25 protein-coding genes are annotated in these 25407 nt (G+C 64.6%); 17 read left to right on the top strand and 8 right to left on the bottom strand.

All coding sequences use genetic code 11. The features are described 5' to 3' along the window. Positions 1-310 precede the first annotated feature (310 nt). The 8 genes from BMF89_RS03825 (at position 311) to BMF89_RS22735 (ending at position 6518) form a co-directional block, all read left to right on the top strand. Entirely contained in the window at positions 311-763 is a 453-nt protein-coding gene (locus BMF89_RS03825) for a DnaJ domain-containing protein (RefSeq protein ID WP_078105753.1), read from the top strand. Between the two features lie 244 nt (positions 764-1007). Then, positions 1008-1283: a hypothetical protein gene (locus BMF89_RS03830; RefSeq protein WP_078105754.1), complete on the top strand. Its 276-nt coding sequence runs from the start codon at positions 1008-1010 to the stop codon at positions 1281-1283. 471 nt (positions 1284-1754) lie between these two features. Further along, positions 1755-2510 (top strand): HAD family hydrolase, encoded by a 756-nt coding sequence (locus tag BMF89_RS03835; RefSeq protein WP_078105755.1) that lies wholly within the window; start codon positions 1755-1757, stop codon positions 2508-2510. A gap of 203 nt (positions 2511-2713) precedes the next feature. Next, positions 2714-3664, top strand: a complete 951-nt coding sequence (locus BMF89_RS03840; protein ID WP_078105756.1) for a hypothetical protein — start codon at positions 2714-2716, stop codon at positions 3662-3664. After that, complete coding sequence (locus BMF89_RS03845; RefSeq protein ID WP_078105757.1) at positions 3661-4086, top strand: phage holin family protein; 426 nt, start codon at positions 3661-3663, stop codon at positions 4084-4086. Before BMF89_RS03840 ends, BMF89_RS03845 begins: the two co-directional genes overlap by 4 nt. Then, positions 4083-4658, top strand: a complete 576-nt coding sequence (locus BMF89_RS03850; protein WP_078105758.1) for a DUF3618 domain-containing protein — start codon at positions 4083-4085, stop codon at positions 4656-4658. Before BMF89_RS03845 ends, BMF89_RS03850 begins: the two co-directional genes overlap by 4 nt. A gap of 80 nt (positions 4659-4738) precedes the next feature. Next, on the top strand, positions 4739-5809 hold the full coding sequence (locus BMF89_RS03855; protein ID WP_078105759.1) for a YihY/virulence factor BrkB family protein: 1071 nt from the start codon (positions 4739-4741) through the stop codon (positions 5807-5809). 493 nt (positions 5810-6302) lie between these two features. Next, positions 6303-6518, top strand: a complete 216-nt coding sequence (locus BMF89_RS22735; protein ID WP_078105760.1) for a helix-turn-helix domain-containing protein — start codon at positions 6303-6305, stop codon at positions 6516-6518. Between the two features lie 316 nt (positions 6519-6834). On the opposite strand, the gene BMF89_RS03865 is transcribed toward BMF89_RS22735, so the two are convergent. After that, positions 6835-8292, bottom strand: coding sequence for a cation:proton antiporter (locus BMF89_RS03865; protein ID WP_139359530.1), 1458 nt, complete (start codon positions 8290-8292; stop codon positions 6835-6837). A gap of 123 nt (positions 8293-8415) precedes the next feature. On the opposite strand from BMF89_RS03865, the gene BMF89_RS03870 reads away from it, so the two are divergent. Further along, a complete protein-coding gene (locus tag BMF89_RS03870; protein ID WP_078105761.1) occupies positions 8416-8598 on the top strand; it encodes a hypothetical protein in 183 nt (60 codons plus the stop codon). Between the two features lie 146 nt (positions 8599-8744). Here the strand turns inward: BMF89_RS03870 and BMF89_RS03875 are convergent, their stop codons facing one another. The 3 genes from BMF89_RS03875 to BMF89_RS03885 form a co-directional block, all read right to left on the bottom strand. Then, the gene (locus BMF89_RS03875) at positions 8745-11066 is read right to left on the bottom strand and encodes a transglycosylase domain-containing protein (protein WP_253190690.1); all 2322 of its coding nucleotides are present in this window, start codon (positions 11064-11066) and stop codon (positions 8745-8747) included. Positions 11067-11245: 179 nt separating this feature from the next. Then, a complete protein-coding gene (gene lgt, locus BMF89_RS03880; RefSeq protein ID WP_078105763.1) occupies positions 11246-12124 on the bottom strand; it encodes a prolipoprotein diacylglyceryl transferase in 879 nt (292 codons plus the stop codon). A gap of 62 nt (positions 12125-12186) precedes the next feature. Next, positions 12187-13701, bottom strand: a complete 1515-nt coding sequence (locus BMF89_RS03885) for a DHA2 family efflux MFS transporter permease subunit (RefSeq protein WP_078105764.1) — start codon at positions 13699-13701, stop codon at positions 12187-12189. Positions 13702-13742: 41 nt separating this feature from the next. Here BMF89_RS03885 and BMF89_RS03890 point away from each other — a divergent pair, with 41 nt between their 5' ends. Continuing rightward, positions 13743-14282 (top strand): MarR family winged helix-turn-helix transcriptional regulator, encoded by a 540-nt coding sequence (locus BMF89_RS03890; RefSeq protein ID WP_078105765.1) that lies wholly within the window; start codon positions 13743-13745, stop codon positions 14280-14282. Then, positions 14279-14482, top strand: a complete 204-nt coding sequence (locus BMF89_RS03895; protein ID WP_078105766.1) for a hypothetical protein — start codon at positions 14279-14281, stop codon at positions 14480-14482. Before BMF89_RS03890 ends, BMF89_RS03895 begins: the two co-directional genes overlap by 4 nt. A 52-nt stretch (positions 14483-14534) precedes the next feature. Here BMF89_RS03895 and BMF89_RS03900 read toward each other — a convergent pair whose 3' ends face one another. Further along, complete coding sequence (locus tag BMF89_RS03900) at positions 14535-16337, bottom strand: chloride channel protein (protein ID WP_216353783.1); 1803 nt, start codon at positions 16335-16337, stop codon at positions 14535-14537. Positions 16338-16385: 48 nt separating this feature from the next. On the opposite strand from BMF89_RS03900, the gene BMF89_RS03905 reads away from it, so the two are divergent. The 5 genes from BMF89_RS03905 to trxA all read left to right on the top strand — a co-directional run bounded on the left by BMF89_RS03905 (position 16386) and on the right by trxA (position 22252). Continuing rightward, on the top strand, positions 16386-16895 hold the full coding sequence (locus BMF89_RS03905; RefSeq protein ID WP_171983390.1) for a MarR family transcriptional regulator: 510 nt from the start codon (positions 16386-16388) through the stop codon (positions 16893-16895). Positions 16896-16897: 2 nt separating this feature from the next. Further along, complete coding sequence (locus BMF89_RS03910; protein ID WP_216353784.1) at positions 16898-17932, top strand: cytochrome c oxidase assembly protein; 1035 nt, start codon at positions 16898-16900, stop codon at positions 17930-17932. Position 17933: 1 nt separating this feature from the next. Continuing rightward, positions 17934-18854: a cytochrome c biogenesis protein CcdA gene (locus BMF89_RS03915; RefSeq protein ID WP_078105768.1), complete on the top strand. Its 921-nt coding sequence runs from the start codon at positions 17934-17936 to the stop codon at positions 18852-18854. Continuing rightward, positions 18851-20074, top strand: a complete 1224-nt coding sequence (locus BMF89_RS03920; protein ID WP_078105769.1) for a redoxin domain-containing protein — start codon at positions 18851-18853, stop codon at positions 20072-20074. Before BMF89_RS03915 ends, BMF89_RS03920 begins: the two co-directional genes overlap by 4 nt. A 1725-nt stretch (positions 20075-21799) precedes the next feature. Beyond that, positions 21800-22252 (top strand): thioredoxin, encoded by a 453-nt coding sequence (gene trxA / locus BMF89_RS03935; protein ID WP_078105771.1) that lies wholly within the window; start codon positions 21800-21802, stop codon positions 22250-22252. 119 nt (positions 22253-22371) lie between these two features. Here the strand turns inward: trxA and BMF89_RS03940 are convergent, their stop codons facing one another. Together BMF89_RS03940 and BMF89_RS03945 are read right to left on the bottom strand one after the other, a co-directional pair. Further along, positions 22372-22704, bottom strand: coding sequence for a DUF4913 domain-containing protein (locus tag BMF89_RS03940; RefSeq protein WP_078105772.1), 333 nt, complete (start codon positions 22702-22704; stop codon positions 22372-22374). Positions 22705-23062: 358 nt separating this feature from the next. Next, positions 23063-23275, bottom strand: a complete 213-nt coding sequence (locus tag BMF89_RS03945; RefSeq protein WP_078105773.1) for a hypothetical protein — start codon at positions 23273-23275, stop codon at positions 23063-23065. A 442-nt stretch (positions 23276-23717) separates the two neighbouring features. On the opposite strand from BMF89_RS03945, the gene BMF89_RS03950 reads away from it, so the two are divergent. Continuing rightward, complete coding sequence (locus BMF89_RS03950; RefSeq protein WP_078105774.1) at positions 23718-24827, top strand: ATP-binding protein; 1110 nt, start codon at positions 23718-23720, stop codon at positions 24825-24827. Positions 24828-25071: 244 nt separating this feature from the next. On the opposite strand, the gene BMF89_RS03955 is transcribed toward BMF89_RS03950, so the two are convergent. Continuing rightward, on the bottom strand, positions 25072-25374 hold the full coding sequence (locus BMF89_RS03955; RefSeq protein WP_078105775.1) for a DUF4193 domain-containing protein: 303 nt from the start codon (positions 25372-25374) through the stop codon (positions 25072-25074). Positions 25375-25407 lie beyond the last annotated feature (33 nt).

Here is a 25407-nt window from a genome sequence, read left to right on the forward strand (position 1 = left end):
AAAGCAAGCTACGACGCCGGAGTCCTGACCCTGCGCATCCCGGTGGCGGAGAAAGCAAAGCCGCGCCGCATCGAAATCGAAACCGCCGGAAAACAGCGCCAGGAAATCAGCGCCTGACCATCGGCGCAGCCTCCCGGACCGGGAGCACCTCAGCAGCCCATCACACGCAGAGGGCGGTCGAGTTCACAGACCACGCCACAGCGCAGCCAGCGCAGGGATGACCAGGCCCCGAGGATGACTTCCGCAACGATGGTCCCCGGTTGAACGGACCGGGGACCATCCCCCCGCCCACCTGAACCAAGCACCTACGATGAGGAACAACGGCCCGAATCCCTACGACATCCTGCATATCGCCCCGACCGCCACGGCGCGTGAGGTGACCCGCGCCTACCGCACGCTCGTGCGCGGCCGGCACCCGGACACGCGGCCTGCCCGTGTGGCTCGTGATCCCGGTCCGGCGGAACCGGAATTGCAGGAGGAGCTCCAGGAGCTCCAGGACATCATGGCTGCCTATGCCATCCTCGGCAACCGGGAAAAGCGGGCGACCTACGACCGGGAACACCGGCAGCCAACTACGGACACGAAGCGGCAGCGGCCGGACGAAGCCTCCGTGTGGACCTCAGAGCAGCTACCACCCGCCGCCTCGCTGCTGATTGGACCGGTTATCCGGGAGCCGCCCGGCGGACGGTCCCCGGGATCGCCGGGCTGGCAATGTTTAAATCTCCCAAACGGTTACACGCTGATCCTGCGGATTGGGCGCTGAGCGCCCAAAGCCGCCCACGCTATCACTAGGAGCCTCCATGAGTACCTGAGCTCACTCGACAATCAATTGATGCACGCGTTCTACAAACGCTTCGAACAGCGCTGGGGCAAAGGAACAGCGCCAAGGAATTCACCTAAGGAACCCAGCACTGAATACCGTACCCGGACTGGCCGGAAGCTTCCTGCCATGGTCCGGGCCCTGATGGACAATACCCGGATGAGAAATCAATGACCCGGAGCGCACCATGACCCCTCCACAGATCAGCCAGTTCCTCGAGGATTGCATCATCAAAGATGACACGAACGATTCAGGACTCAACGCCGACGCGTTCTATGGGCTCTACGTCAGCTGGTGCTCCCTTAACCGCAAAGTCCCCCTCCCCGACCGCGCCTTCCGCACGGCCCTCCGGATCGCGGGCCTCCAGACGGAAAAGAACGGGAAAGGCAAGAAGGGCGTCTTCCAAGGCTTGCGTATGACGGGACCGGCAGCAGTGGACTACATCCTCAACAGCAGCGACTAGACCCGGACACCATGGCGCCCCACGGCATGGCAAGTAAGGCAGTACGGCGGACTGAACGCGCCCGCCGCAGCGGGGCCGGCCGGGCTGCGTTGAACGGTTCGCCGAACTACTGAGCGCCGTACCTGGGAAATGAAGCGCGCCAATGCCCGGTGTCACCCTGTGCCGGGCATTGGCGCAGCTACCGCCGAGAGCGTCTTCCAGGAAATCGCCCTCGTGCCGATCGTAAACCGCCGAAACGGCCCGGCGATTGAGTAACGGCTACTTGTTTCTACCGTGAAGGTCCCGGCTTGTACTCCGCCTGGTGTTCCACGCGGCCTCCGCAATAAGGTCTGGCATTCTTTTCAGTAAGTATACTTACAATATTGTGCTGCGCCCTGGGGCCGGACGGTCAAGGACCGTCCACCCGCGAATGCTTTACCCGGAATCTCCCCATGACCCGGGGCCGGAGCAGCCAAAGGAAGGTTGCCACTCATGAATGACCAACCGAAAAGCGCCAAAGACGTCGGGGTCCTGTTCGATGTGGACGGAACCCTCGTTGATTCCACCTATTTCCACACGATGGCGTGGTGGCTGGCCTTCCGGCAACAGGGGCTGGACGTGCCGATGGCATCAATCCACCGCCACATCGGCATGGGTGGAGACAAACTGCTTGAGCGGCTACTACCCGCGGACTCCGATCGGGATATCCGCGCTACGGTCGAGCGCGCTCACGGCTCGATATTTTCGACCTTTTGGCCCGCCATCCGCCCCTTCGAATCGGCAAGGACACTCCTGCAAGGGTGTGCGGAATCAGGGTTGGCCGTGGCGTTGGCTTCCTCGGCAAACGAGCGGGATCTTCAGGTGCTCCGAGGCATTCTCGACGCCGAACCCTGGATCGACTGTGCGACAAGTTCGGCCGACGCCGCCGAGAGCAAACCCTCCCCCGACATTCTTCTGGCCGCACTTGAGAAGCTGCATCTAAAGGCCGCAGATGTGGTATTCGTCGGCGATTCCGTCTGGGATGTCAAGGCTGCTGCCCGGCTCGGCATCGAAACGATCGGCCTCACATGCGGCGGAATCAGTGCGGCCGAGCTTTTTGAAGCGGGAGCGGTCGAAGTCTATTCGGGACCAAGAGCACTCCTCCATCGACTGGACGCCAGTTCCATTGGAAAACTTGCCCGCCGGAATGATGGTGCGGAATCCCGCGGAACCGCCCCAGGGGCACCTACGGACAACACGTCGGGATAGTCGCCGCAAAAGCATCCTCCATCCTCGGCCAGGAAATGCCCCCGCAGAGCGCGGCCAAGCCGTTCCCCGGCGCAGTTCGCGGACCTTTCCCGCCGGATTCATGGACAAGGGTTTCCGCTCGGAAGGTAAGCATGCTTACTATCTTAACTGCCAGTATTTCTGGTTCTTGATCCGCAGCCGACCTTCTTGGAAAGAGAGCGAAGATGACAGAGAACCAATGGGACGGGAATTACGCGCCGCCGCCGGCCACCGAGCGACCAGTGGATGCGCAAGTTCACCCGCCGCAGACCCAGAACAGCGGCATGCCGACGACGGAAACCATCAAGGACGAAGCAGGGAACGTCGCCGAGCAGGCCGGGGACTCTGCGATGAACGTCGTCGAAACCGCGAAATCCGAAGTTGCGAACGTTGCCTCTGAAGTGAATTCAAGCGCAAGGGATCTGCTGGAGCAGGCCAGGCTGGACCTCACGGACCAGGCCGGAAGGCAACAGCAAAAAGTCGCGGCAGGCCTTCGATCCATCTCGGAGGAACTGCATTCCATGGCCATCGCTTCGGAACAACCCGGCGTCGCAACGGATTTGGTGCGGCAAGCCGCCCAACGGTCTTCGTCCGTGGCGACCTGGCTGGAGGACCGGGATCCGGGCTCCCTCCTGGACGAAGTGAAGACCTTCGCGCGACAGCGTCCCGGCGCGTTCCTCCTCCTGGCCGCCGGAGCAGGCGTCCTGGCCGGCCGCCTGAGCCGCGGACTGAGTGCCGGCGCTGAGCGCTCTCCGCAAAGAACGGCCCCCGGGCGGGCCGCCGTCCAGCCGGACCGCAGCGAGGACCGGTCTTTCGTCCCCGGGCCAGGGATGACAGTGCCCCCTCCTCCGGTCCAGCTCCCTGGACCGGCGACGACGACCGCTGGATACCCGAACCCCGGCGCCGGCCCGGGGGATGGGACCGTTGCGCCCGCAGGCGATCCCGGAACCTTGCCTCAACCCGCGCCGGTCACCGAGCCGGAAGCCGATCCCTGGCCTGACGGCGGGATAGCCGAGGATCCCTTCATCCGTGACCGTTCGCATCGTCTTGGTTCTCCTGCTCCCCAGGCAGGAAACGACGCAGCCGACGGCGGGAGCGGGCCCGGCGTCGAGCCCACCAGCGGTGAGTCGCGATGACCGAGAACCACATCCCGCCGACGCCCGCGCAGGCCAAAGCGGAATCGACATCGCTGGGAGACCTTCTGGGCGAGGTCACGCGGGACATTTCCACGCTGATGCGCCAGGAAGTGGAGCTGGCCAAAGCTGAACTGAAGCAGTCCACGGCGCAGGCAGGCAAAGGTGCCGGAATGCTGGCAGGCGCCGGCGTTGCCGGACATTTTGTCCTCCTCTTCCTTTCCCTCGCGCTTTGGTACGCACTAGGCGAGCTGATGGGCCTGGGCTGGTCCGCCGTCGTCGTGGCTGTCCTCTGGGCGATCGTGGCCGCTGTACTGGCGTCGATAGGCCGCAAGGAACTCAAAGCCGTCAAAGGCATGCCCCAGACAGCCGCAACAGTCCAGGAAATCCCAGAAACACTCAAACCACGCGAGGAGCAACGATGAGTGAAAACCCGGATGCTATCCGTTCCGAGATAGAGGAAACCCGCCGGCGCCTCGGCACCAACGTTGACGCAGTGGCAGATAAAGTGACGCCATCTCACGTAGTCCGACGCCAAACCGAAAAAGTCAAAGACGCCGTCTTCGGCGTGAAGGAGAACGTCATGGGCGCTGCGGATGAGCTGGCAGATGGCGGGCGATCGGCTATCGACGACGCCGGTGCGGCCATAGGCGACGTGCCCCACCGTCTGGCAGGCAAGACCCAAGGCAGCCCGTTGGCTGCCGGGCTGATAGCCTTCGGCGCCGGGCTGCTGGTGGCTTCCCTGATCCCGGCAAGCGATAAGGAAAAGGAGGCAGCTGCGGCCCTGAAGGAAGCTGCCGAACCCCTGACCACCGAACTTTCCGCGGCGGCTCAGGACGTGGCCCGGGATCTCCAGGAGCCGGCCCAGGAAGCGCTGGACAACGTGAAGTCCGCGGCCACTGAGGCAGTCGAAAACGTCAAGGAAGAATCCCAGACCGCCGTTTCCGACGTAACGGACAGCACCACAGCGGCCAGGGGCAGGATCCGTCCGGCCTGATCCACACGGAGGCGTGCTGTCCGGCCACTGCGGTAGACAGGACAGTACGCCTCCAGCCCGCTCTGGAATGAGGGACATCCATGACGACGAACAGCCCCGCCGAAAGCAGCAAGGCCAAGGCAGCAACAGCCCCGGATGCCGATGATGCCAGAAAACCGGACAGGCCCACGGACATCGCCAAGCCAACCTGGACCTACATAACCAAGAGGACTTTCCGGGAGTTCGCCAAGGACCAGTGCCCGGACGCCGCCGCGGGGCTGACCTACTACGCGGTGCTTTCCCTTTTCCCTGCGTTGCTTGCGCTCGTCTCCCTTCTCGGTATTTTCGGGCAGGCAGGCAAGAGCACCTCGGCGCTCCTGGACCTTCTCCAAGGCATCGCCCCGGGATCCACCATCGACACCATCCGCCAGCCCATTGAAGAGCTCACGACCTCGACGTCGGCCGGCTTCGCCCTGGTACTCGGTCTCGTCGCTGCCCTGTGGTCGGCGTCCGGATATGTGGGAGCCTTCAGCAGGGCCATGAACCGCGTCTACGAAGTGGACGAAGGGCGCGGGTTCATCAAACTTCGCGCAACCATGCTCGGTGTCACTGTGTTTGCGGTGATGCTCGTGGCGCTGATCGCCGGCATGCTCGTGCTCAGCGGACCCGTGGCCGACGCCGTGGGGAGGGCAGTCAACCTTGGCGGAGACCTCCTGACGGTCTGGAGCTTCGCAAAATGGCCCGTCGTCGTCCTGCTGGTGGTCTTGATCATCGCGGTCTTGTACTACGTCACCCCTAACGTGAAGCAGCCGCGGTTCCGTTGGATGAGCATCGGCTCCTTCATCGCTTTGCTGGCATTCATCCTTGCATCGCTGGGCTTTGGCTTCTACGTGGCCAACTTCAGCAACTACAACAAGACCTACGGGGCAATAGGGGGTGTCATCGTGATGCTCCTGTGGTTATGGATATTGAACATGTCCCTCCTGTTCGGCGCAGAGTTCGACGCCGAAATGGAACGCGGGCGGGAACTGCAGGCAGGAATCGACGCCGAAGAAGCCATCCAGCTCCCACCCCGCGGAACGAAGCGCAGCGGGAAACTTGAGAAACGGGAAGAGGAAGATGTGGTCGACGGCGAACGGCTTAGCGCGCGACACAGCCGGAGCGCGGATTGACCCGCACCCGGACCCGGCAGCAATGATCCGGGTCCGGATCGACGGATGAGCACAAAACGCCAGGCTAAGGGACCAGTCCGCCGTTGGCGCCGGCTTTGAGGATGGCTCGGCGTCCGACCGGCGTCCAGCTCCTGACTGAAGGAGGAGCAGCTGGGCAACCTCACGTGGATCATCGTCATGCTGGTCCCGTCACTGAGCGGACGGGAACGGGTTCAATTCGATTCCGCTGGGTGGCTACCTTGGAACCCCAAACTGAAAGAGCCCCTCACCTACGTTTCCGCAGCTCAGGGGCTCTTTTCGGGTAGGGCTACTCGGACTTGAACCGAACCGGTGGGCGAATCGCCGTGGCTGGGTGGCCGTGCCAAGGTCGAATCGGTCACTTGGCCGCGGTCTCAGCCCATCGTCATGCCGCCTGGCCCCGTCGTCCCCATGAACCAGGAACACAGTCGGAACTTCCGCCGACGACCAAACCGCGGACACGACCGAGACACCGATGACCACGACGCCAGACCACAGAAGTGCGGCGGACACTGCCGACGAACAATGGCTGACCCCGAAAGACATCTGCACCCATTTGCAAATTCCTGAGCGGACGTTCTACCAGTGGCGGGTGAAGCACGTCGGCCCCCGTGCCTACCGAATCGTCCGCCATCTGCGGATCAGCCGGAGTGAATTCAATTCGTGGTTATCCTCGCGCATGGAAGATTAGGTGCCTTACCAGCGGCTTTTGTCGTTCTGATGCCCGATCATCGCTGGGCGGGTTCTCCGCGCAACCAGGGCGCTGCGCGCCGCTCGCAATTCAAAACTTCGTTCGCGCTCCGCTCATTTCCTCCCGAAGTTTTGGATTGTTCCCGGTCCCCCAAGTTGCGCTCCTGCCCCTTATGCCCAGCGGTAGGTCCTTTATCACAACGACGCAGAAATCTGACCGGGACGATGTAGCCCGTTCAAGGAAACCGCGTTGAACTATCCGGTGTTCCGCATAATTCCCGATGGTCCATAAGGCCCCGGTCTGGTGCCTGCAGGCCTTACCGGGGTTGCTTGAAGAGTCGTGCGAGCCCGGTTTCCGAATCCGAGAGGGCGAGCACGACGTCACCGGCATGCAGTGTGGTTTCGCCGCGGACTTGGATGAGCTGGCCGTCTCGTCGGATCATGCTGATCCACCCTGATTCGCCCAGGGCCATCTCCGCTATGGTCGAGCCATCCGCCGGGGATCCGGGCTCGACGACGTGGCGGTGCAGTCCGTGCGGTTCGTCGGTGAACCGCAGGCCAATGCCCCAGGGTTCCGGGTCGATGCGGCGCATCGGCACGTGCAGGAGTGCGGCGAGGTAGGGCACGAGTGTGCCTTGAACGATGACCGAGGTCAGGACGACGATGAAGATAATGGAGTAGATGCGTGACGCATCGGGCGGTCCGGCGCTGAGGATGAACATGCCCAGCAGGATCGGGACGGCTCCTTTGAGACCGGCGAGCAGGATGAAGGCGCGTTCGCCGCGGCGCAGCCGGATGGGTATTGTGAGCAATCCGACAAGGGCGGGGCGGATGATGAGGATAAGCAGGCCGGCAAGGGCCAGCCCGGTCCCCAGCTCGCCGGAGCGGAGGACCTCCAGGAGCGGGACGCTGAGCCCCAGAACTGTGAACGCGACGATTTCGGCCAGGCTGGCGATGCCGGCGCTGAAGCGTTCGATGTCGCGTTTGTGAGGGGCGCGTTGGTCGCCGATGATGATTCCAGCCAGAAACACTGCCAAGAACCCTGAACCGTGGAGCAAGGTCGTTGCGGCATAGATGAAGGCAACAGCCGCCATCGTTCCCACCGAGTGCAGGGCTTCGTTCGGCAGGGCAACCTTGCGCATCAGCGCCAATAAGCCATGTCCGGCCAAGAAACCGATCAGAGCACCGACGGCCATTTGGAGCATGAAGTCCGCTGTGCCGACGGCCACGGCGTCAAGCCCGCCACCTGTGGCGCCGAGCAGGCTGATCATCAAGGCGATGCCGACCGGGTCGTTCGCCCCCGATTCACCCTCCAAGATGGTGCCTGTCCGGCCGGTGATTTCCCGGCCGCCCAGGACGGAGAACACGACGGCGGGATCTGTCGGGGACAAGGCCGCACCGATGAGCAGGGCCGCGCCCCAGCCGAATCCAAAAAACGCATGAGCGACCAGTGCCAGGGCGGCTGCCGTTGCCGCGGTTCCGGCGATCCCGATCCACGCTATGGCCCCGGCTGATTGACGGAACCGGTGCCAGCCGATGTGCATGCCGCCATCGAAGAGGATGAATACCAAGGCAACGGTGACGATTCGTTCATCCACAGTCACCGGGATTTGTTCGAGCCCGGGTACAACATCGGAGGCCAGGGACGCGGCCAAGAGAAACAAGGCCGGCGCGGGTACACGGAGCCGGGCGCTGAGGCGATGGGTCAACACGGCGGCAAGCAGAGCGCCCGCGACCAAGAGCATGATGAGGGAAAACGGCTCGAGGTCGATCACGTGTTGAATGCTACGCCGCGAACGGGCACCGGGAACTGAAGCCGGTGTCAGAAGCCAGAGCTTGACCTGTCAAGAATCGCTGCCACGCTCCGTCGACCGAGGATCGGGACTTTCATCAGTCATATGGTGAGATCAGCCCAAGCCTTGCCGCCCGACGTCGAGGACAGCAGATCGCACTCGAGCTGCCCCGCTGGGCCGGCCATCACGGACGAACCCTCGCCTCCCCCCGCCCAGCAGTTCATGCGGGCGCTGGAGGGATTCGACGGTCTTTCGGCCGGGTCGCGTATTCTGTCCTTCGACGGCTAAGTGATGCTCGGTTCATGGCTTGCGTTTTGCCTTGTCGGTTAAGGTTCCGGCTTGTTTGAGTTGCCGATCACGGAACGTGCCGCGAGGCGGGCAGGTCCCCTCGCCGGCCTGACCGAGGCCCGACCTGGCCTGCCGCGATGAGGGCATCAGCCCTTCCCGTTTCCGTTGCCGGGTTTCGACGGGGCTGTCGGGGCCTGGGGCGCCGTCGGCTGCGGTGCCTGGCTCGGGGTCCCTCCAGTGGCCTGGTCGCTGCTGCGGGTCTGTGCCGCGGAGCCGCCGATGAGGCTCTGCGGCGGGGCGTCGAAGTCGCCGTGGTCGTAGAGACCGACGACCTGCTGCATGTACTGCGCCCACTGTGGTCCGGCGATGTAGGCCCCGTCGACCACGGGGTAGTATCTGCCGTTGACCGTGATGTCGCGTCCGAGCCGCGAGGGACCGCCGTTGAAGGGGTCTCCGAAGAAGGACGCCGTTGCCAGGCCTTTCGTGTAGCCAAGGACCCAGGTCTGGTTGTTGTACTGGTTGGTGCCGGTCTTGGCGGCGTCCGGGACGCCGAGCTTCTGCGGGATGAGCAGGCCGGAGCCCTTGGTGAGGACGTCCTGGAGGACATTGGTGGTGGCCTTGGCGACATCCGGTTTCAGGGCGTTCGGCTGGCACGCCGATGCCTGCCCGCCGATTCTCTTGCCCGAGGCGTCGTCGACTTCGGCGATCGAGATGGGTGCGCAGTACCTGCCGTCCGCGGCGAAGGTAGCGAAGGCGTTGGCCATCGTCAGGGGGGCGACGTTCTGGCTGCCCAGGATATTGCCCAGGGTCGAGAGGTCGATCTTCTTGTCGTTCCCGTCGCCCAGGTGCAGGCCGATGGCGTCGGCCGCCCGCTGGACGTCGCAGAAGTCGTTCAGGCCGGCCAGGGACGCGAACGTCGCGGTGTTGATTGAGTTGTAGATGCCCTGGCGGACTGTCATGGGCCGGTACCAGCCGGGTTCGTCGTTCTGCAGGTCCGTGGAGGGTGGAAGAGTGCTGTCGAACCAGCCATGGACGGCCCCGCATGTCGTCTTCCACGGGTAGTTGACGCCGTAGCGACGCCTTGACGCGTCGACAATCTGGTTCGTTGTTTTGCCTTCGCCGAGCCAGGCCGCGAGGGTCACCGGCTTCATGGTCGAGCCGGGCTGCATGCCGCCCACGCCGCCCAGGTCGTTGCCGTTGGCGTCCGCGCGGTCGACGTTGAAGTTGTAGGTCGAGACGAAGCTTGTGCCCTGGCCGGCGAGCGTGCGGGAGTTCTGTGCCATGGCGAGGACCTTGCCTGTGCCGGGCTGGACCGTCACGAGGGAGGCGCCCCATTTGTCCGGGTTCGTCCCGGTCGTGGCGTCGACCTGGGCCTGGGCGGGTCCTTGGAGGCGCGGGTCCAGGGTGGTCTTGATGGTCAGGCCGCCGCGCATGATCTTCTGGATCCGGTCCTCCTGTGTCGCGCCATAGGCCGGGTCGTTCTGGATCTGGTGGAGGACGTAATCGCAGAAGTACTGAGCCTGGACGGCGTAGGCGCAGCCCTGCTTGGGCGGGTTGACCTTGAGTTGGATCGGGGTGTTGACGGCGTCGTCGTGCTGCCGCTGGTTGATGTAGCCGTGCTGGAGCATCGCATCGAGCACCAGGTCCCGCCGCGTCTTGGACGCCACCGGGTGCTGGGTGGGGTCGAACAGCGAGGGTCCGTTGACCAGGCCGGCGAGCAGGGCCGCCTGGGGCACCGTAAGGTCCTTGGCGTCAACGGAGAAGAAGTACTGGCTGGCGGCCTGGATGCCGTAGGCGTTGGCGTTGAAGCCGACGATGTTGAGGTAGCCGGCGAGGATCTGGTCCTTCGTGAACTGCTTCTCGAGGCCGATGGCGAGCTTCATCTCCCGGAGCTTGTCGTTGATGGTCTTCTGGCCGTTGAGCACGACCTGGGCGTCCTTGCCCTGGGCGATGAGGTTCTCGTTGAGCACGTTGGTCACGTACTGCTGGGTCAATGTGGAGGCGCCCTGCCGGGCCCCGCCGCTGTTCGTCACGAGGGCGCGCAGGATGCCGGTCGGGTCGATGCCGCCGTGCTCGTAGAAGCGGTAATCCTCGATCGCGACGATGGCGTTCTTGATGTTCGGGGACATCTGCTCGAGGGGAACCTGGGTGCGGTTCTCGTTGAACAGCGTCGCGATCTGGGATCCGTCTGCTGCGAGTACCCTCGTCACCTGCCCGGCAGGTGCCACAGTCAGCTCACTGGGCAGCCCGTTGAAGAACTGGGCCGAGCCGCTCGCTGTGATCCCGGCCACCGCTGCGGCGGGGACCATCAGGCCGGCCACGAGCATCCCGCAGACGGCGCTCACGCCGAGGAAGACCAGGATCCGGCCGAGCGTTGTTCCCGTGTCCAGGAGCGGGTTCCTGCCGGAAGCCACGGCGGCCGGCGCACGGGTCCCGGCCGGATCGGACCCAGCACCGTGCGGAAGCACGCCTCGTCCACGGGGCCAAGGCCGAATTCGTATCCGATTGAACATATCTTCCTCAGGTTCTCTGGCGATGGGTCGTGTTGGTTCTCGAGCGTGGTGCCCCGGTCTGTTCAAGTGCCCGGGCAGTGGGCGTTGCCCGGGTGTCGGGCACGTGGGCGCGGCCGGCATGCCGGCACGGCATGTCAGCCGCCGGCCGTCAGCGGTTTAGCGGAGTCCGCGGGCACGGCCGTCGAGCGTCTGCGCCGGAACAGCAGGGCAAACGCGACGGCGCCCCCGAGGAAGATCAGAGCGGCAACCCAGGTGTTCACCCGAAGCCCGAGGATCAGGTTGGCATAGTCGGAGCGCATCAGTTCAAAAGCGAAGCGCCCCGCCGTGTACCCGGCGACATACAGGGAGAACACGCTTCCCGCCCCGAGGGTGAAACGCCGGTCCACATACAAAAGAAGAAGCCCGACGACGACGCACCACAGGGACTCGTAGAGGAACGTGGGCTGGAAATAGCCCAGGACCACCGGCGCGCCCGAGGGATCGGTCACCGCCGAGCCAGTTGCAGCATCCATCTGGTGAATCTGGAGTTTCCACGGCAGAGCGGTCGGATCCCCGTAGAGCTCGTTGTTGAACCAGTTACCCCACCGGCCCAGGGCCTGGGCAAAAACCACACCCGGCGCCACTGCGTCCAGGAACGCCACCAAAGACACCTTCGCCCTGCGGCAGCCGATCCATGCCCCCACGACGCCCAAGGCCACGGCGCCCCAGATCCCCAAGCCTCCGTCCCAGATAGCAAAGGCATTCCACGGATTCTTTCCCGGAAGGAAGTAGAGCTCGGGATCGGTGATGACGTGGTAGAGCCTGCCCCCGATGATCCCTGCGGGCACCGCCCAGAGGCAGATGTCCAGGACCTGCCCGGGCGCACCGCCGCGGGCGGTCCAACGCCGGGACGTCAGGCAGACGGCCAGCACGATCCCGGCCAGGATGCACAGCGCGTAGAAGTGGATGGTCAGGGGGCCTAGGTGAAAGGCGCTGACGGTCGGCGAGGGGAAGAAGGAATCAGAGGCAGTCATGGAGATTCGGGATCCTGTTCGGGAAGTTAGGGCAAAAACAGTGTTGCTCGGCAACCTTGAGGTCAGCCGGGTTCCGAATGGTCCTCCGGGGCCGGAAGAGCCTTGGGGCGGGCGCGCCGTCCCAGAAACGACAGTATGGCTGCCGCGGCACCGAGGACCGCGAAGAGCGCCACCGCGATCCGGAAACCGAGTCCGGGGACCGCCGGGGCTCCGGCACTGTTGCCCAGGGCGTTGGCGAGGGAGTACGCGACGGCGCCCAGGGCGACGCCCAGGGAGGTTCCGACGCCCCGGGTCATGTTCAAGACGCCGCTGACCATGCCGGCCTGGTGGTCGTGTCCGGCCGCTGCCACGGAGGCGTTGTTGGCTGGGGTGAACAGGCCCAGGCCCATGCCCATGGCCGCGAGGGCGGCTGCCGTGACCCACAGATCATGGGAGGAGAAAACGAGCGCGGCCAGCGCGGCTGCGGCCAGTCCCATGCCTGCGGACGCCGGCAACCGGGCGCCGAACCGGTCCGCCAGCAGACCCGCAACCGGTGCAACGAGTCCCAATGTGACCGGGAGGACCGTCAGCAGCAGTCCGGCCTGGGCCGGGGGAAGGAAATACTCCGATTCCAGATGCAGCGGTGTGACGAACAGGACCCCGAACAGCACGAGATAGCCCAGCAGACCGGTCGCGACGCCCCGGCTGAATGTCCCGGACCTGAACAGCGACAGGTCTACCAAGGGGTGTCTTGCCCGGCGTTCCCGCAGGGCAAAGAGAACGAAAAGAACCAGCGATGCGCCCAGCAGTCCGAGAACAACGGAGTTGCCGAAACCGAGCCTGGCCGCCTCCGACAAAGCCAGGAGCAGCGCCCCGACGGCCGGCATCAGGGCAACCAGCCCCAGCCAGTCCAGCCGGGCACGGGGGGCCTTGACGTGGGTGCGCGGGAGCAGGAACCAGCCCAACAGCAACCCGATAATCCCTGCGGGGATGTTGACGAAGAACACCCACCGCCACCCACCCAGGCCGATCAGGAGGCCGCCGACCGAAGGGCCCATGGCCAGGCCGATGGCCTGCGCGGCACCCTGGAGGCCGATGGCCTTACCAAGCTTCCCGGCAGGCATGCTCGTCCGGATCAGGGCAACACTGTTGGCCTGCAACATGGCCGCGCCGACCGCCTGGACAGCCCTGGCCACCAGGAGCCAGGTGATGTCGGGGGCAAGCGCGCACCCCAGGGAAGCGAGGGTAAACAGGGCGAACCCATAGGTGTAGAGCAGCTTCCGCCCCACCATGTCCGCCAGCCGGCCGACCGCCGAGATGCTGCCCACCAGCACCAGAAGGTAAATCAGCGCCACCCACTCCACCTGGGCGAGGGTGGCGTTCATGTCAGTCCTGATGGCCGGCACCGCCAGTGTCACGATGCTGGCATCCAGCTGGCCCATGAACGCGCCGATACACACCGTTGCCACGACCAGCCACGGCGCACCGGGTCGTCGCCGGATCCAGTCAGGCCTGGCCGGTTCCCGCCACAGCTTCCCCCAGCCGGTGGGCGGAGCGGCGGAGAAAGGGGCTGCGCCTGAAGAAAGTTGTTCGGTCACAGAACTATTCTATAGGGGGAATACCGGGTTAGGCTAATGGCATGAACACCGTCAATGCATCCGACCCGGCCACCGACCCGGCGGTCCGTGACTATGCCGGCGCCGGTGCCTGGTCGCTGACCGGGGTGATCACGCGTCTGCGGCGGGTCCTGCGCTCCAGCGTGCGGCAGGAGTTCCCCTGGGAATCCCTGCCCATGGCTCAGGTGGAGGTCATGCAACGCCTTGCCGATGAGCCCGGCATGGGGGTCAGTGACCTCGCCGACCGCCAACGGCTGGCGACCAACACCGTCAGCAGCCTGGTCCAGCAAATGGTGACCGCAGGATTCGTGGAACGCACCCCCCGTCCGGGGGACCGCAGGGCCGTGAACCTGATCCTGACGCAGACCGGCACGGAGATACTGGCAGCATGGCAGGCCGCCAACGACCGAAGGCTCGGCCAAGCCTTGGAACGGCTCCCGGAGGCCTACCAGAACGTCATAGAAAACGCCGTCCCTGCCCTGGCCGCCCTCGCGGCGCTGCTGGAAGCCGAGGACCAGACCCGGAACCGGGACCAGGCACGGCAAAGCGGGACACGGCCGTGACGGGCACGCCCCGGCCGCCACGCACCGACAGGTATTGGCCGGTTCTCCTGCTCGACATCACAGCGGTCACCGTTCTTGTCGTCCTCGCCCTGGCACTGCCCGCCGGTCCCTGGTGGTGGATCCTCGCCGCCCTCTGGACCGCCGTCGCCGTACTGCGGGCCCTCAACCAACACCAAAGCCTCGCGCGGGAACACCCCTAGAAACGCGATTATCCGCGGCACAGCACCGTAGGCCGACTCGGCGATAAGACGACTATTTTCCGGGAAAGGTGGATCCGGTCGCGCCGGGACCTGAGAGGATACGCAGGACCGAGGTCTGGTCCAGCCAGCCCCGGAGGATGCCGTCGTCATCAGTTACCGGGGTTCCTGCGCTGGCCGACGAGTCCAGCAGGGTGTCGAGAACGGATTCAAGGCTCGCGCCGGGCAGGACGGTAGCGGGCATTTCGGCGATGTCCGAAAGGAGGATCTGCTCCGCGTCCTCGTCGTTGTTGAGGACTTCGGAGAGGGAGTGCACGGTCACTATTCCCTTCAATAATCCTTCCCGGTCCGTGACCGGCAAGGCCAGGTGTCCCCCGTCGAGCAGCCTTCGTGCTCCTTCAGTGACGGCCATGTCCGAAGGCAGCGGCTGCAGCCGGGTGTCCATGATGGCTCCTACGTTCATGCTGCGCAGCAGCTCGGTGCCGGGGTGCCGTTCGAGGTCGATCCCGCGGCGGCGCAGCTTGAGGGTGTAGATGGTGTCCCTGGACAGGGCCCTGGACACTCCGGAGGCGACCACGATGGCCAGCATCAGGGGCAGGATGATGGAATATTCGCCGGTCAGTTCGAACATGATGAGCACCGCCGTGATCGGTGCCCGGGCGGCGCCGGCGAACACGGCACCCATGCCGACCAGGGCGAAGGCTCCCACCTGTCCGTGCAGGGCCGGATCCAGGAAACCGGCAACCTCGCCGAACGCGGCGCCAAGCATGGCTCCGATGAACAACGACGGGGCGAACACGCCCCCGGAGCCGCCGATACCGATGGTCAGGCTGGTAGCGACGATCTTGCCCACGAGCAGGAGCAGCAGAAAACCGACCGCGTAGCTGCCTGCTACCCCGGCCTGGAGAACCGGGTAGCCCACCCCGTACATCTGCGGCAGCACCAGCAACAGCGACCCCAGCAGCAAACCGCCCACGACCGGGCGCAGCCACTCCGGGCCGCGCCAGGCCCAGTCGCACAGGTCCTCGATCTTGTACAGGATCCGGGTGAAGCCGATGCCGGTAACGGCCGCCAGCAGGCCCAGCAGGATGAAGAGCGGATACTCGACCCCCGAGGAGACGCTGAAGGCAGGCAATTGGAGGAACGCCTGGTTCCCCAGGAAGGTCCGGCCGATGATCGATGCGGTGACCGAGGCCAGGACCACGGCGCCGAACGCGCCGGCGGCAAAATCGGCCAGCAGCAGCTCCAGGGCGAAGAACACCCCAGCGATGGGGGCGTTGAACGTGGCCGCGATCCCGCCGGCGGCTCCGCAGGCCACCAGGGTCCGGACCCTGGATTCGGGCAGCCTGAGAGTCTGGGCAGGCCAGGACCCCAGGGCCGAACCGATCTGCACGATCGGCCCCTCCCTGCCCACGGATCCTCCGGAACCGATGCAGATCGCCGAAGCCAGCGCCTTGACGACGGCGACCCTGCCCTTGATGCGGCCCCCGTGCTGGCTGACCGCATACATGACCTCCGGGACGCCGTGGCCCCGGGCCTCCGGGGCGAAGCGCTTCACCAGCGGCCCGTACAACAGGCCCCCGGCCGCCGGGGCCAGGACGACGAAGGCGCCTCCCAGCCACGGAACCCACGGATGGGCACTGCCACCCGGAGCGGCCGAGTAGTCGGTGGTGCCGCTGAAGAACAGAGTCGCCGCGGTGATCAGCCAGCGGAACCCGACAGCCGCGAACCCGGCACCGGCACCCACCACGACAGCCATGGCCACCAGCTGGTAGGAGGAGCCCGCCAATGTCCTCCGGAACACAGCCGCCCGGCCGGGCAGGAACCAGCGATTGGAATGAGCGGGCTGCGCGGTCAAAGGAAACTCCGATTCATTACGTGACACAACATATGTACTATGACAAGTATGAAGAATACCACCACCGCCGTCGGACCATCCGGTGATGCACGGACCGGGCATTCGAACGATGCCGCCCTTGAGAGCACGTTGACAGCCTCCCGGGCGCTGCTGGGGGTGATCGCCCGGTCCCTGGCGCCGGTGATGGACACAGTAACGTTGCCCCAGTTCCGGGTCCTGGTGATCCTGTCGAACTTCGGTCCGCTGCGCATGGGTGAACTGGCCCAGCATGTAGGTGCGAAGCAGTCAAGCTTCAGCCGTTTCGCCGACAGGATGGTCGCCGGCGGTCTGATCGCCCGCGCGGCCAGCCCCGACAGCCGCCGCGAGGTGATCATTTCCCTGACCGAGAAAGGCGAAAGGGTCTACGCCGAAGTCACGGATGCGCGCCGGCGCGAGATCTCCTTGGTCCTTCAGGATCTCTCCGGGCCGGACCTGGACGCGGTCCGTGCAGGTTTTGAGGTTTTCGCCCGTGCCGCCGGGGAGCCCTCCGCGGACGAGACCCTCATCCTGGGGATCTAGGCGTGGCGCTGCCGGCCGCCATGCCGGACCCCGGTGCCGGGGATCCGGGAACAGCGATGACCGGGCCTATGTGGATGCCGGACCAGCCGCCCACGCTGGAACGCGTGCTGGCCTGGCACCCCCAGCCCGTCCCCTTTCTGCCGTTGTTCATCCTGGTCCTGCTGGTGCTCTACGGCTGCTGTGTCCTCGTTCTCCGCCGCCGGGGTGTCCGCTGGCCGCCTGCGCGGATCATCTGGTGGCTTCTGGGGACGGCGACCGTACTGCTCGTCACCGCCACCGGGATCGAGGGCTACGGGATGGAGCTCTTCAGTATCCATATGGTCCAGCACATGGTCCTGAATATGCTCGCCCCTGTCTTCCTGGTGCTCGGGGCCCCGGTGACCCTGCTGCTCAGGGCCTTGCCGGCAGGGCCGGGGCGGCGCGGCCGTGTCCGCAGGATCGTTCTGCGGGTCCTGCACAGCCGGGCCGCCGCCGTCCTGATGCATCCGGCCGTGACGTTCGCCCTGTTCATCACGAGCCTGTACGGGCTGTATTTCACACCCGTCTTCGACTACCTGATGGGCACCTGGTGGGGGCACAGCCTGATGCTCGTCCACTTCCTTCTCATCGGATTCATTTACTTCTGGGGGATCATCGGCGCCGACCCCTCCCCGCGGAAATCCCGGGGCGGGCTGCGCGCCAAGGCCGGCCCGGTACTGCCCGTGCTCGAACTGGCCGCTACCGCACCCTTCCACGCCTTTTTCGGGGTTGTGGTCATGATGTCCACGACCCTGCTGGTGAAGTTCTACGCGATGCCGATGCCCGGCTGGCACGTGTCTCCGCTGGCTGACCAGGCCGCCGGCGGCGGCATCGCCTGGGGATTCACCGAACTTCCCACCCTCCTTGTCCTCGGGGTGCTCGTGGTGAAATGGCAAAAATCGGACCAACGCACCACCGGGGTCGCAGAGAGACGTGCGTCCCGTGAAGGCGACACCGAACTTGCCGACTACAACGCCTACCTCCTCTCACTGGAGACCCGCAACGGGGGCCGGCGCTGACATGACTCCTTCCGGCACCGGCGCAGGAGCGGTCCTGTACGCATTCACGCTCGGGCTCGTCGCGGCCGTGAACCCCTGCGGTTTTCCCATGCTTCCCGCCTACCTCGTCCTGTTTTCCGCCAACCGTCCCGGCCGCCTGGGATCCGGGACGGCCCGGGCCCTGCTCACCGGAGCCAGTGTCAGCGCCGGATTCGTGGCGGTCTTCGGCGTGCTCGGGCTCCTCTTCGAAGCCGGGGCTCGGCTCGCGACAGGCTGGCTGCCTCCGATCATGGCCGCAGTGGGCCTGCTGATGGCCGTCGCCGGAGTGTCCACCCTGTTCGGCCACCCACCGGTCCTGCGCCTTCCCGCCCCGCGGATGCGCGCCGGAAGGTCGATTCTGGCCATGGCCCTTTACGGGGTGGCATACGCGACCGGGTCCCTGAGCTGCTCGCTGCCGCTGTTCCTGGCCGCGGTCGCCGGGTCATTCACCGGCCAGGGCTTCTTCGGCGGACTCCGGAGCTACCTTGCCTACGCGCTAGGCATGGCCTTGTTCGTCACCGCCGCCGCCGTCGTCGCGATGGCCCTTGGCGCCGCCGCAGTGCGGCGCATCGTGGCCGCCGGACGCTGGCTTGGGCTGATCTCGGGAATCACTTTGACCCTCTCGGGCGCCTATCTGGCCTATTACTGGCTGACCGACCTAGTAGACCCGGTGGGGGCCTCGACCGTCACGGCTTCCGTTCAAGGAGCTTCCGGCTGGCTTGCCTCCCTCATCGGCGCGGCACCGGCCCTGTCCGCGCTGGTGCTGGGCGTCCTCGTGCTCGGCCCGATCGCCTTGATCATCCGCCGGCTCCTCACCGAGCCGCACCATCAACCAGCGCCGCAGCATCCACCTGCAGCACCAACGACCGCGTCCGAACAGGAGAAAGGGAACACCGGCCCATGAGAACCGCCCCGCCATCCACCGATCCAGCCACGAACAGGCGCCGGCTGATCGCAGCCGCTATCTGGGCCATTGCCGGCCTCGCCATCGCCGCGTCCGTTGCCGGAATCTTCCTGGTGGCCCCGTCCAAGCCAGGCACGACGGCGGCCACCCCGGCCTCCGTGACGGTCGAACCGGGCATCGCCGCCGCCACGGCCCAACTCCTGCAGCTGGACGTTCTGCACGCCCCGCTGGATAACGCCCCGGATTTCACCCTCACCGGCCAGGACGGCAAGCCGGTCAGCCTATCCCACTACCGTGGAAAGTCCGTCGTGCTCTCCTTCAACGACGACCAATGCCAGGACCTGTGCACTCTCCTGGCCCAGGACGTCACCGAGGCCAACCGCGACTTGGGCGCTGCCGCGGCCGACGTCGTCTTCCTCTCCGTGAACGCCAACACTGCGCATCCGGCGGTCGGGGACGTCAAGGCCTGGACCGAGGACCATGGACTCGCCTCCGAGCCCAACTGGGTCTTCGGCACCGGAACTCCCGATCAACTCACGGCCGTGGCCGCGAAATACCACGTACCGATAGGCGTCGACCCGCAGACCCGCGACGTTGTCCACGGATCCGAACTGTTCTTCATCAATCCCGCAGGCAAGGAAGCGGCGATCGGGCAATTCGGCACCGAATCCGCGAACACGGCCCTCTTCGCCCACGGCATGGCCCAAATGGCCGTGGACCTCGTTCCAGGACGTCCCGGTGCCACGGTCGGCGGGCCTGCCTCCTCCAGTGCCGCCGCGGCGAAACCCGCCGAACTGGGGCAAGCCGCCCCCGGCTTCACCCTGCCGGGGCTGGGCAAGACAGGAACCCGGACCTCCCTTGACGGAACGAAAGGCAAATACACGGTCGTCAATTTCTGGGCCAGCACCTGCACCGCCTGCACGCAGGAAATGCCCGATCTCCAACAAGCCCACCAGGACCTGGGATCCTCCACAGCATTCCTGGGCATCGACGTCGCAGACCCAGCCGGCCAGGCAACGGACCTGGCCGCACGCAGCGGCACCACCTACCCGCTGCTGGTCGACACCAACGGAACCACCGCCGGGGCCTACCAAATATCAGGCCTGCCGTTCACCGCCATCATCGCCCCGGACGGAACACTGCTCGTCCGCCACCCCGGAACGTTCACCGCCGAACAGCTCGAATACGTCCTGCACACCCTGGAAAACAACCCACAATAACGACAGGCCCGGCACAGGCATGGATCGCTCCATAAGCGGCAGCAGCCGCCATGGCGATGCGGTTCCGATAAGGCCACACCTGGTCCGGCAGACCACACCGGTGAGTCCCTAAACCACCGGTGTGGTCTGCCGGACAACCCGTCTCCGGACCCTGTCGGCATGCGCCCTCGCCTCCATCCACGACTCGGGCATCGTGAACCCGGGCTGCATGGCCCCGGCGCCATACTTGGTCCTCGATGTAACAACCCTGCGGGTCGCTCCTGGGGTGGTGACTCTGAGCCTGCTGATTCTGTTCTGCTTTTCCTCGAGCCGCACCCGATCGCCCTACAACGGCTGGTGGTGCGTTGCCTTGCTGCTTTTCCTTCTGGGGAACATCGCGTTCCTTTCAAGGGAACGGAACAGCAGATCTGGAACGACGAGACGGCGCGCCTCCCGGCCGCCTCCACCACAGGCCGCCAGCGCCGCTCGAATTCCGCCAGGGCCGGGCCGAGCCGCCTGCGCGAGGCCACCGGTCCCAGGATGTCCCGCAGCAGCGCGGCACCGGCGATAGCGAGCGAGCCGCCTTGGCCAGCCAGAAGCGACACGGCTCCACAGGCGTCGCCCACGAGAACAGTCCGCCCGTCAGGGGGACCTTGGCCCTGTTGGAGTGGCCGGCCCGGTCGTACACTAAGAGCGCCTGCAGGTAACCATCAGATGACGCCGGGTTGTTCAGGACATGAGAATGTCCGAGCCTTCTCTTAGCGAGATCGCGAAGGTACCTGCAGGTTCTGCGCGTAAGACTGTAGGGCGGTCCCGGAGCGACATTAGCCGCGGGGCTCAAGCGACCGTTCATAAAGGACGCCGACACTGGGAAATTTGGCTCTTGCGTCACCAGAAAATCAGGCGTAACACTGTTAGTACGTTCTTCGAAAGAAGAGCGGGAACGGACAACAGGGGAACCCTGGAACACACAGTGGATCTGATCCACCTTGGCCTGCCGGTGACGAGGCAGGAAGCACCAGGACTCCGCAAGTTCGGGAGATGATGTTCGTCATAACAGAATCAAAACAGTCGAAGCCCCTTCAGCATTGCTGGTGGGGCTTCCCCTAGTACTACCGTTCAACGTCCAACTCCTGAGCCCCCGCAAGCCGACATTCGCCGCCCCACATCAGGGACTTGCCCGGCCGGAGTCGAATGCCAAACATGGATGTCCGTGGCCGCCCTGGCGCCATCGGTGTCTTGGTAATCAAGGGTTTTCCGGTCCTGACCGTCCTGGTCAGCTTCCGCCGCGGCGAAACCTACCGCCTGGCGAATTACTCTGACCCGTCAACCCCAACAATGGCTCATCGTCGGGGCCTTTCGCCCCTACAGCACGGATGGGTCACGGCAGATACTGGGCATGGGCCTCTTTTCGGACCTAATGCCGGAGCCGGTTCCACGGTCACAATGAAAGGACACCACGATGGCACGATGCGACGTTTGCGGAAACGACGATCCGAGGACTTTCACGGTCACCAGGGCTGACCAAAAGGGCACGTTCGACAGCTTCGAATGTGCCATCCAGATGATGGCACCGGCGTGTGAACATTGTGGCTGCCGGTTGTTGGGACACGGCGTCGAGACCGACGAAGGAATCTATTGCTGCGAGCATTGCGCGCGTGAAGCGGGAGCACAGCATCGGGAAAGGTCCCATGCCAATACTGACCTCGTTGCTCCGGCCGGCCCGCCGTCTGAAAGCCGGCAGGAATGACAGAAAACATCACCGTCTGCCCGCACTGCGCAAAGTCAAACAGGGTTCCATCCAGCGCCAGCGGCCTGCCGCGATGCGGGCACTGCCATCAGCTGTTGCCTTGGATCGTTGCCGCCAGCGACGGCGACTTCGCCGAAGTCGCCGAGGGGGCAACTCTTCCGGTACTTGTCGACTTCTGGGCTGTGTGGTGCGGCCCGTGCCGGACAGTCAGCCCGGTGCTCGATCAATTGGCGCGGGAACGGGCCGGAAGGGTGAAACTCGTCAAAGTCGACGTGGACAACTCCCCCCATCTTGCTTGGCGTTTCGGCATTCAGGCGGTGCCCACGCTCATGATCCTGATCGGCGGAAAGGTCCTCGCACGCCGTGCCGGGGCCGCACCGGCAGCAGCCCTGCGCTCATGGATTAATGGCGTTCTTCCCCAAAATCACATAGTCAGCAAGAGTGGCTGAGTCTGCAGGACCGTGTCCGCGATCTGGAAACGGCCCAAACCTCAGCGACGTACTTCCAGACGCCCATTACAGCGGCGTCCGGCAGGCTCGATCAACCCGTCCCGGGCCATAGCCGGGCATCAAAACCATCCGGGCAGGGGTTCCTCGCACGGCAGGGGATCGAGCTCGGCAAGATGGCCGCCGTCCGGGCTGCACCCCTTGAACGGGCCGTCAACCGAGAGCAGCACCGACATGTGATGGTCCGCGTGGTCGCGCCACCACACGCTCATGCCTGTGGTTTCGTCGAGGCGCAAGAATTCCCACGCACGCCACAATGCGTCCAAACGACTGATTGCTTCGGCATGCTTCCACCATTGCGGGCACCAAATCACACCGCCGCCGACAATGAACTTCCTGCGATAGGTTGTGGCCAGATTGTCGCTGACAAACTCGGCAACATTTGAATAAAACATGGGCTATTCTCCCATCAACGACACCCCATTCCTAAGCACCGACCACACCGTGATCCTGATACATCTCGGGATCGGAAAGAAGATACGAGAACCGATGGCAGCCATTCGAGATCCTCAGAACCTGGCCGCCGGAAGGAAGCAATAAGAGATTCGCAGGCAAGGCAGTGGATCCTCGGTACGGGCCAGAAGAAGCAGCAGGGACGTGCCACCCGTGGTCGAGCACCCCTTAGCCGGTTGCGTACTTGGTCTGTTGACGTTCACCACGGCCATCCGTCAGGCTGTGCTGCGTGCTCGAAGCGGATCTTTTGGATCCCCGCTCGTTTGTCATCTGTGCCGCGCTTCGTGATCTCGTTTCCAATCACTTCGCGCTGGGCCGCGATCGCGTCTGTCGCGCGCTTTTCAACTCGGCTTCAGTCTCGTCAAGCTCCATATCTTCCCCGCTCAGGTCAGTCACATCAATCTCATAGCCCACAAAAATTCCGAACGTATTGTGCTTCTTGATGGCGTCGTCCCCGCCGTCGGCCGACGGCAGCAAGATCACTGCCAGGGCTAAGAGTCTTTCCTCGTCCAACTCCTCAGTTAGAACTGCCCCTCGAGCAGTGAGAAGAGAATGACCTCGCCACCTCGCCGGACTTCTCTTCTGGGGTGCGGAACTGCGACTGAACCCTGGTTGCACCTGACGTCCAGCTGGGGTGCGGGCTCTGAGGACCTTCCGCCCCGTCAATTCAGGTGACTGATGCCTCCCCCGTGTTTTGGCCATGTCCACAAGTTGGTTGGCCGTTGGGCGGCTCCGCTGACGCCGGGCAGCGGCCCACGCGCTACATCCCTCCTGCCGCGTGTGAAGAGGAGAGCCGGCATGCCGATTCTCTGCGCCAAGGAACGGATCGAGTGTGCCGCGCATCAACACCCAAGGAAGATCAAATGGGCTAGCATGTTGGTTATTCACCAAACTCACCATACTCACCAAATTAACCAAATTCACCCCGATTCACTTGTTTCTTGGAGGAAGTAGCGTGCCCACGACGGAGAACCCGTTTCGACCCACGGCCGGCGCCACACCACCCGAAGTCATCGGCCGTTCCGGGCTTCTGGACGAATTCGAGTACGGGTTGGAACTTGGCTCGGGCGCGCCAGGCTTGCTGTCCATCTTCACCGGCGCCCGAGGCATCGGCAAGACCGTCATGCTCGGCGCAGCCCACGACGTTGCCCGCGAACACGGGTGGGCCGTCATCGCCGAGACTGCCACCATTGCGTTCATGGGCCGCATTGGGGAGAAAATGCGTAGGTTGACTCAGGAACTGGCCGACCAGCCCGAATCGCGCCGCCGCATCACAGGATTATCGATCGCCGGCTTCAGCATCACCTCGCAGCTGACACCCGAACGCCAGGTCGACTGGCGGGAACTGGGAGAAGCTCTGCTGGCGCTCCTGAACGAACATGGCACGGGCCTGCTGATCACGGTGGATGAGATTCACGCAGCTGACCGCGCCGAGCTTGCCCAACTTGCTGCCAACGTTCAGCACTTCATCCAGGATCGGCTGCCCATCGCGTTGATCTTCGCGGGATTGCCCTCAGCGGTATCAGACCTGCTGAACGAAGGTGTAGCGACATTCCTTCGAAGGGCCGACAAAATCGACTTGCATGCCCCGGCCGTGCGCGACGTCGAGAAGTCCTACACCGGCACGTTCGCCGCCGCTGGCACCAGTATCCCGCCGGAACAGATCCAGAAGGCAGCAGCTGCCACGGGCGGCTACCCCTTCCTGATCCAACTCATCGGCTACTTCCTCTGGCGTGAAGCTGAGAAGGAAAACGGCCCGCTCTCCCCCGACGCAGTCGACAGAGCGATCGCCGCCGGCATCCGGCGCAACGAACGCGTTGTCATCGAAGCAGCCCTCGCAACCGCCTCAGCCAAGGACCGCGAATTCCTCCATGCAATGTCCACCGATGACGGGCCGTCGACGACCGCGGACATCATTCACCGAACCGGGTCCCGACCAACCCTGGTTGCGAAATACAGGAACCGCCTCATCGATGCAGGACTCATCGAATCAACCGGGCACGGAAAGGTTGACTACGCCATTCCTGGGCTGCGGGAGTACCTCCGCAAGAACCCCGGCTCCTGAGTCCGTAAGGATACTCCCGTGGTCAAAAGCGCTCTGGACTACCGAGATGGCGGAGGGCAAAGTGCCAAGCACCCACGAAGGACGGTATTTCGCCAGCGACCGGCTCCCGGAACGGGCGAAGCCCCGGTCAAATAGCGGTTGACCGAAGCTCCACGAAGATCTTCCCCGGGCCGCCTTGAGGTTTGCTGGGAAAGCTGAGCGTGCCCCCAAGCACAACCACACGCAGGCCTTAAAGGGGACTGTCTTATCCCTCGCACTCGATGCAGTATGCGTGTCCGTCGCTTTCACGAGCGAGTTGGGACCGGTGCCGAACCAGGAAACAGGAGTAGCAGGTGAACTCGTCTTCCGCTTGAGGAACTACTTGGACGACCAGCTCTTCGGAGATAAATTCTCCGCCTGGCGTGAGGCCCTCATCGAGGGCATCAGCTTCGTCGAGTTCGTTGACGACGCTGCGGGCATCCGGGGCGGCGGCGGACTGCAGAGCCTCCAGGGAGCGGTCTTGGGATTCCTTGACGTCGGAACGGACTTCGTCATAGTCGGTTGCCACTTGTTGGTTCTCATTCCTTACGGTCGTTGAAAC

The organism is Arthrobacter sp. SRS-W-1-2016, from assembly GCF_002009585.1.
Classification (GTDB): domain Bacteria; phylum Actinomycetota; class Actinomycetes; order Actinomycetales; family Micrococcaceae; genus Arthrobacter; species Arthrobacter bambusae_A.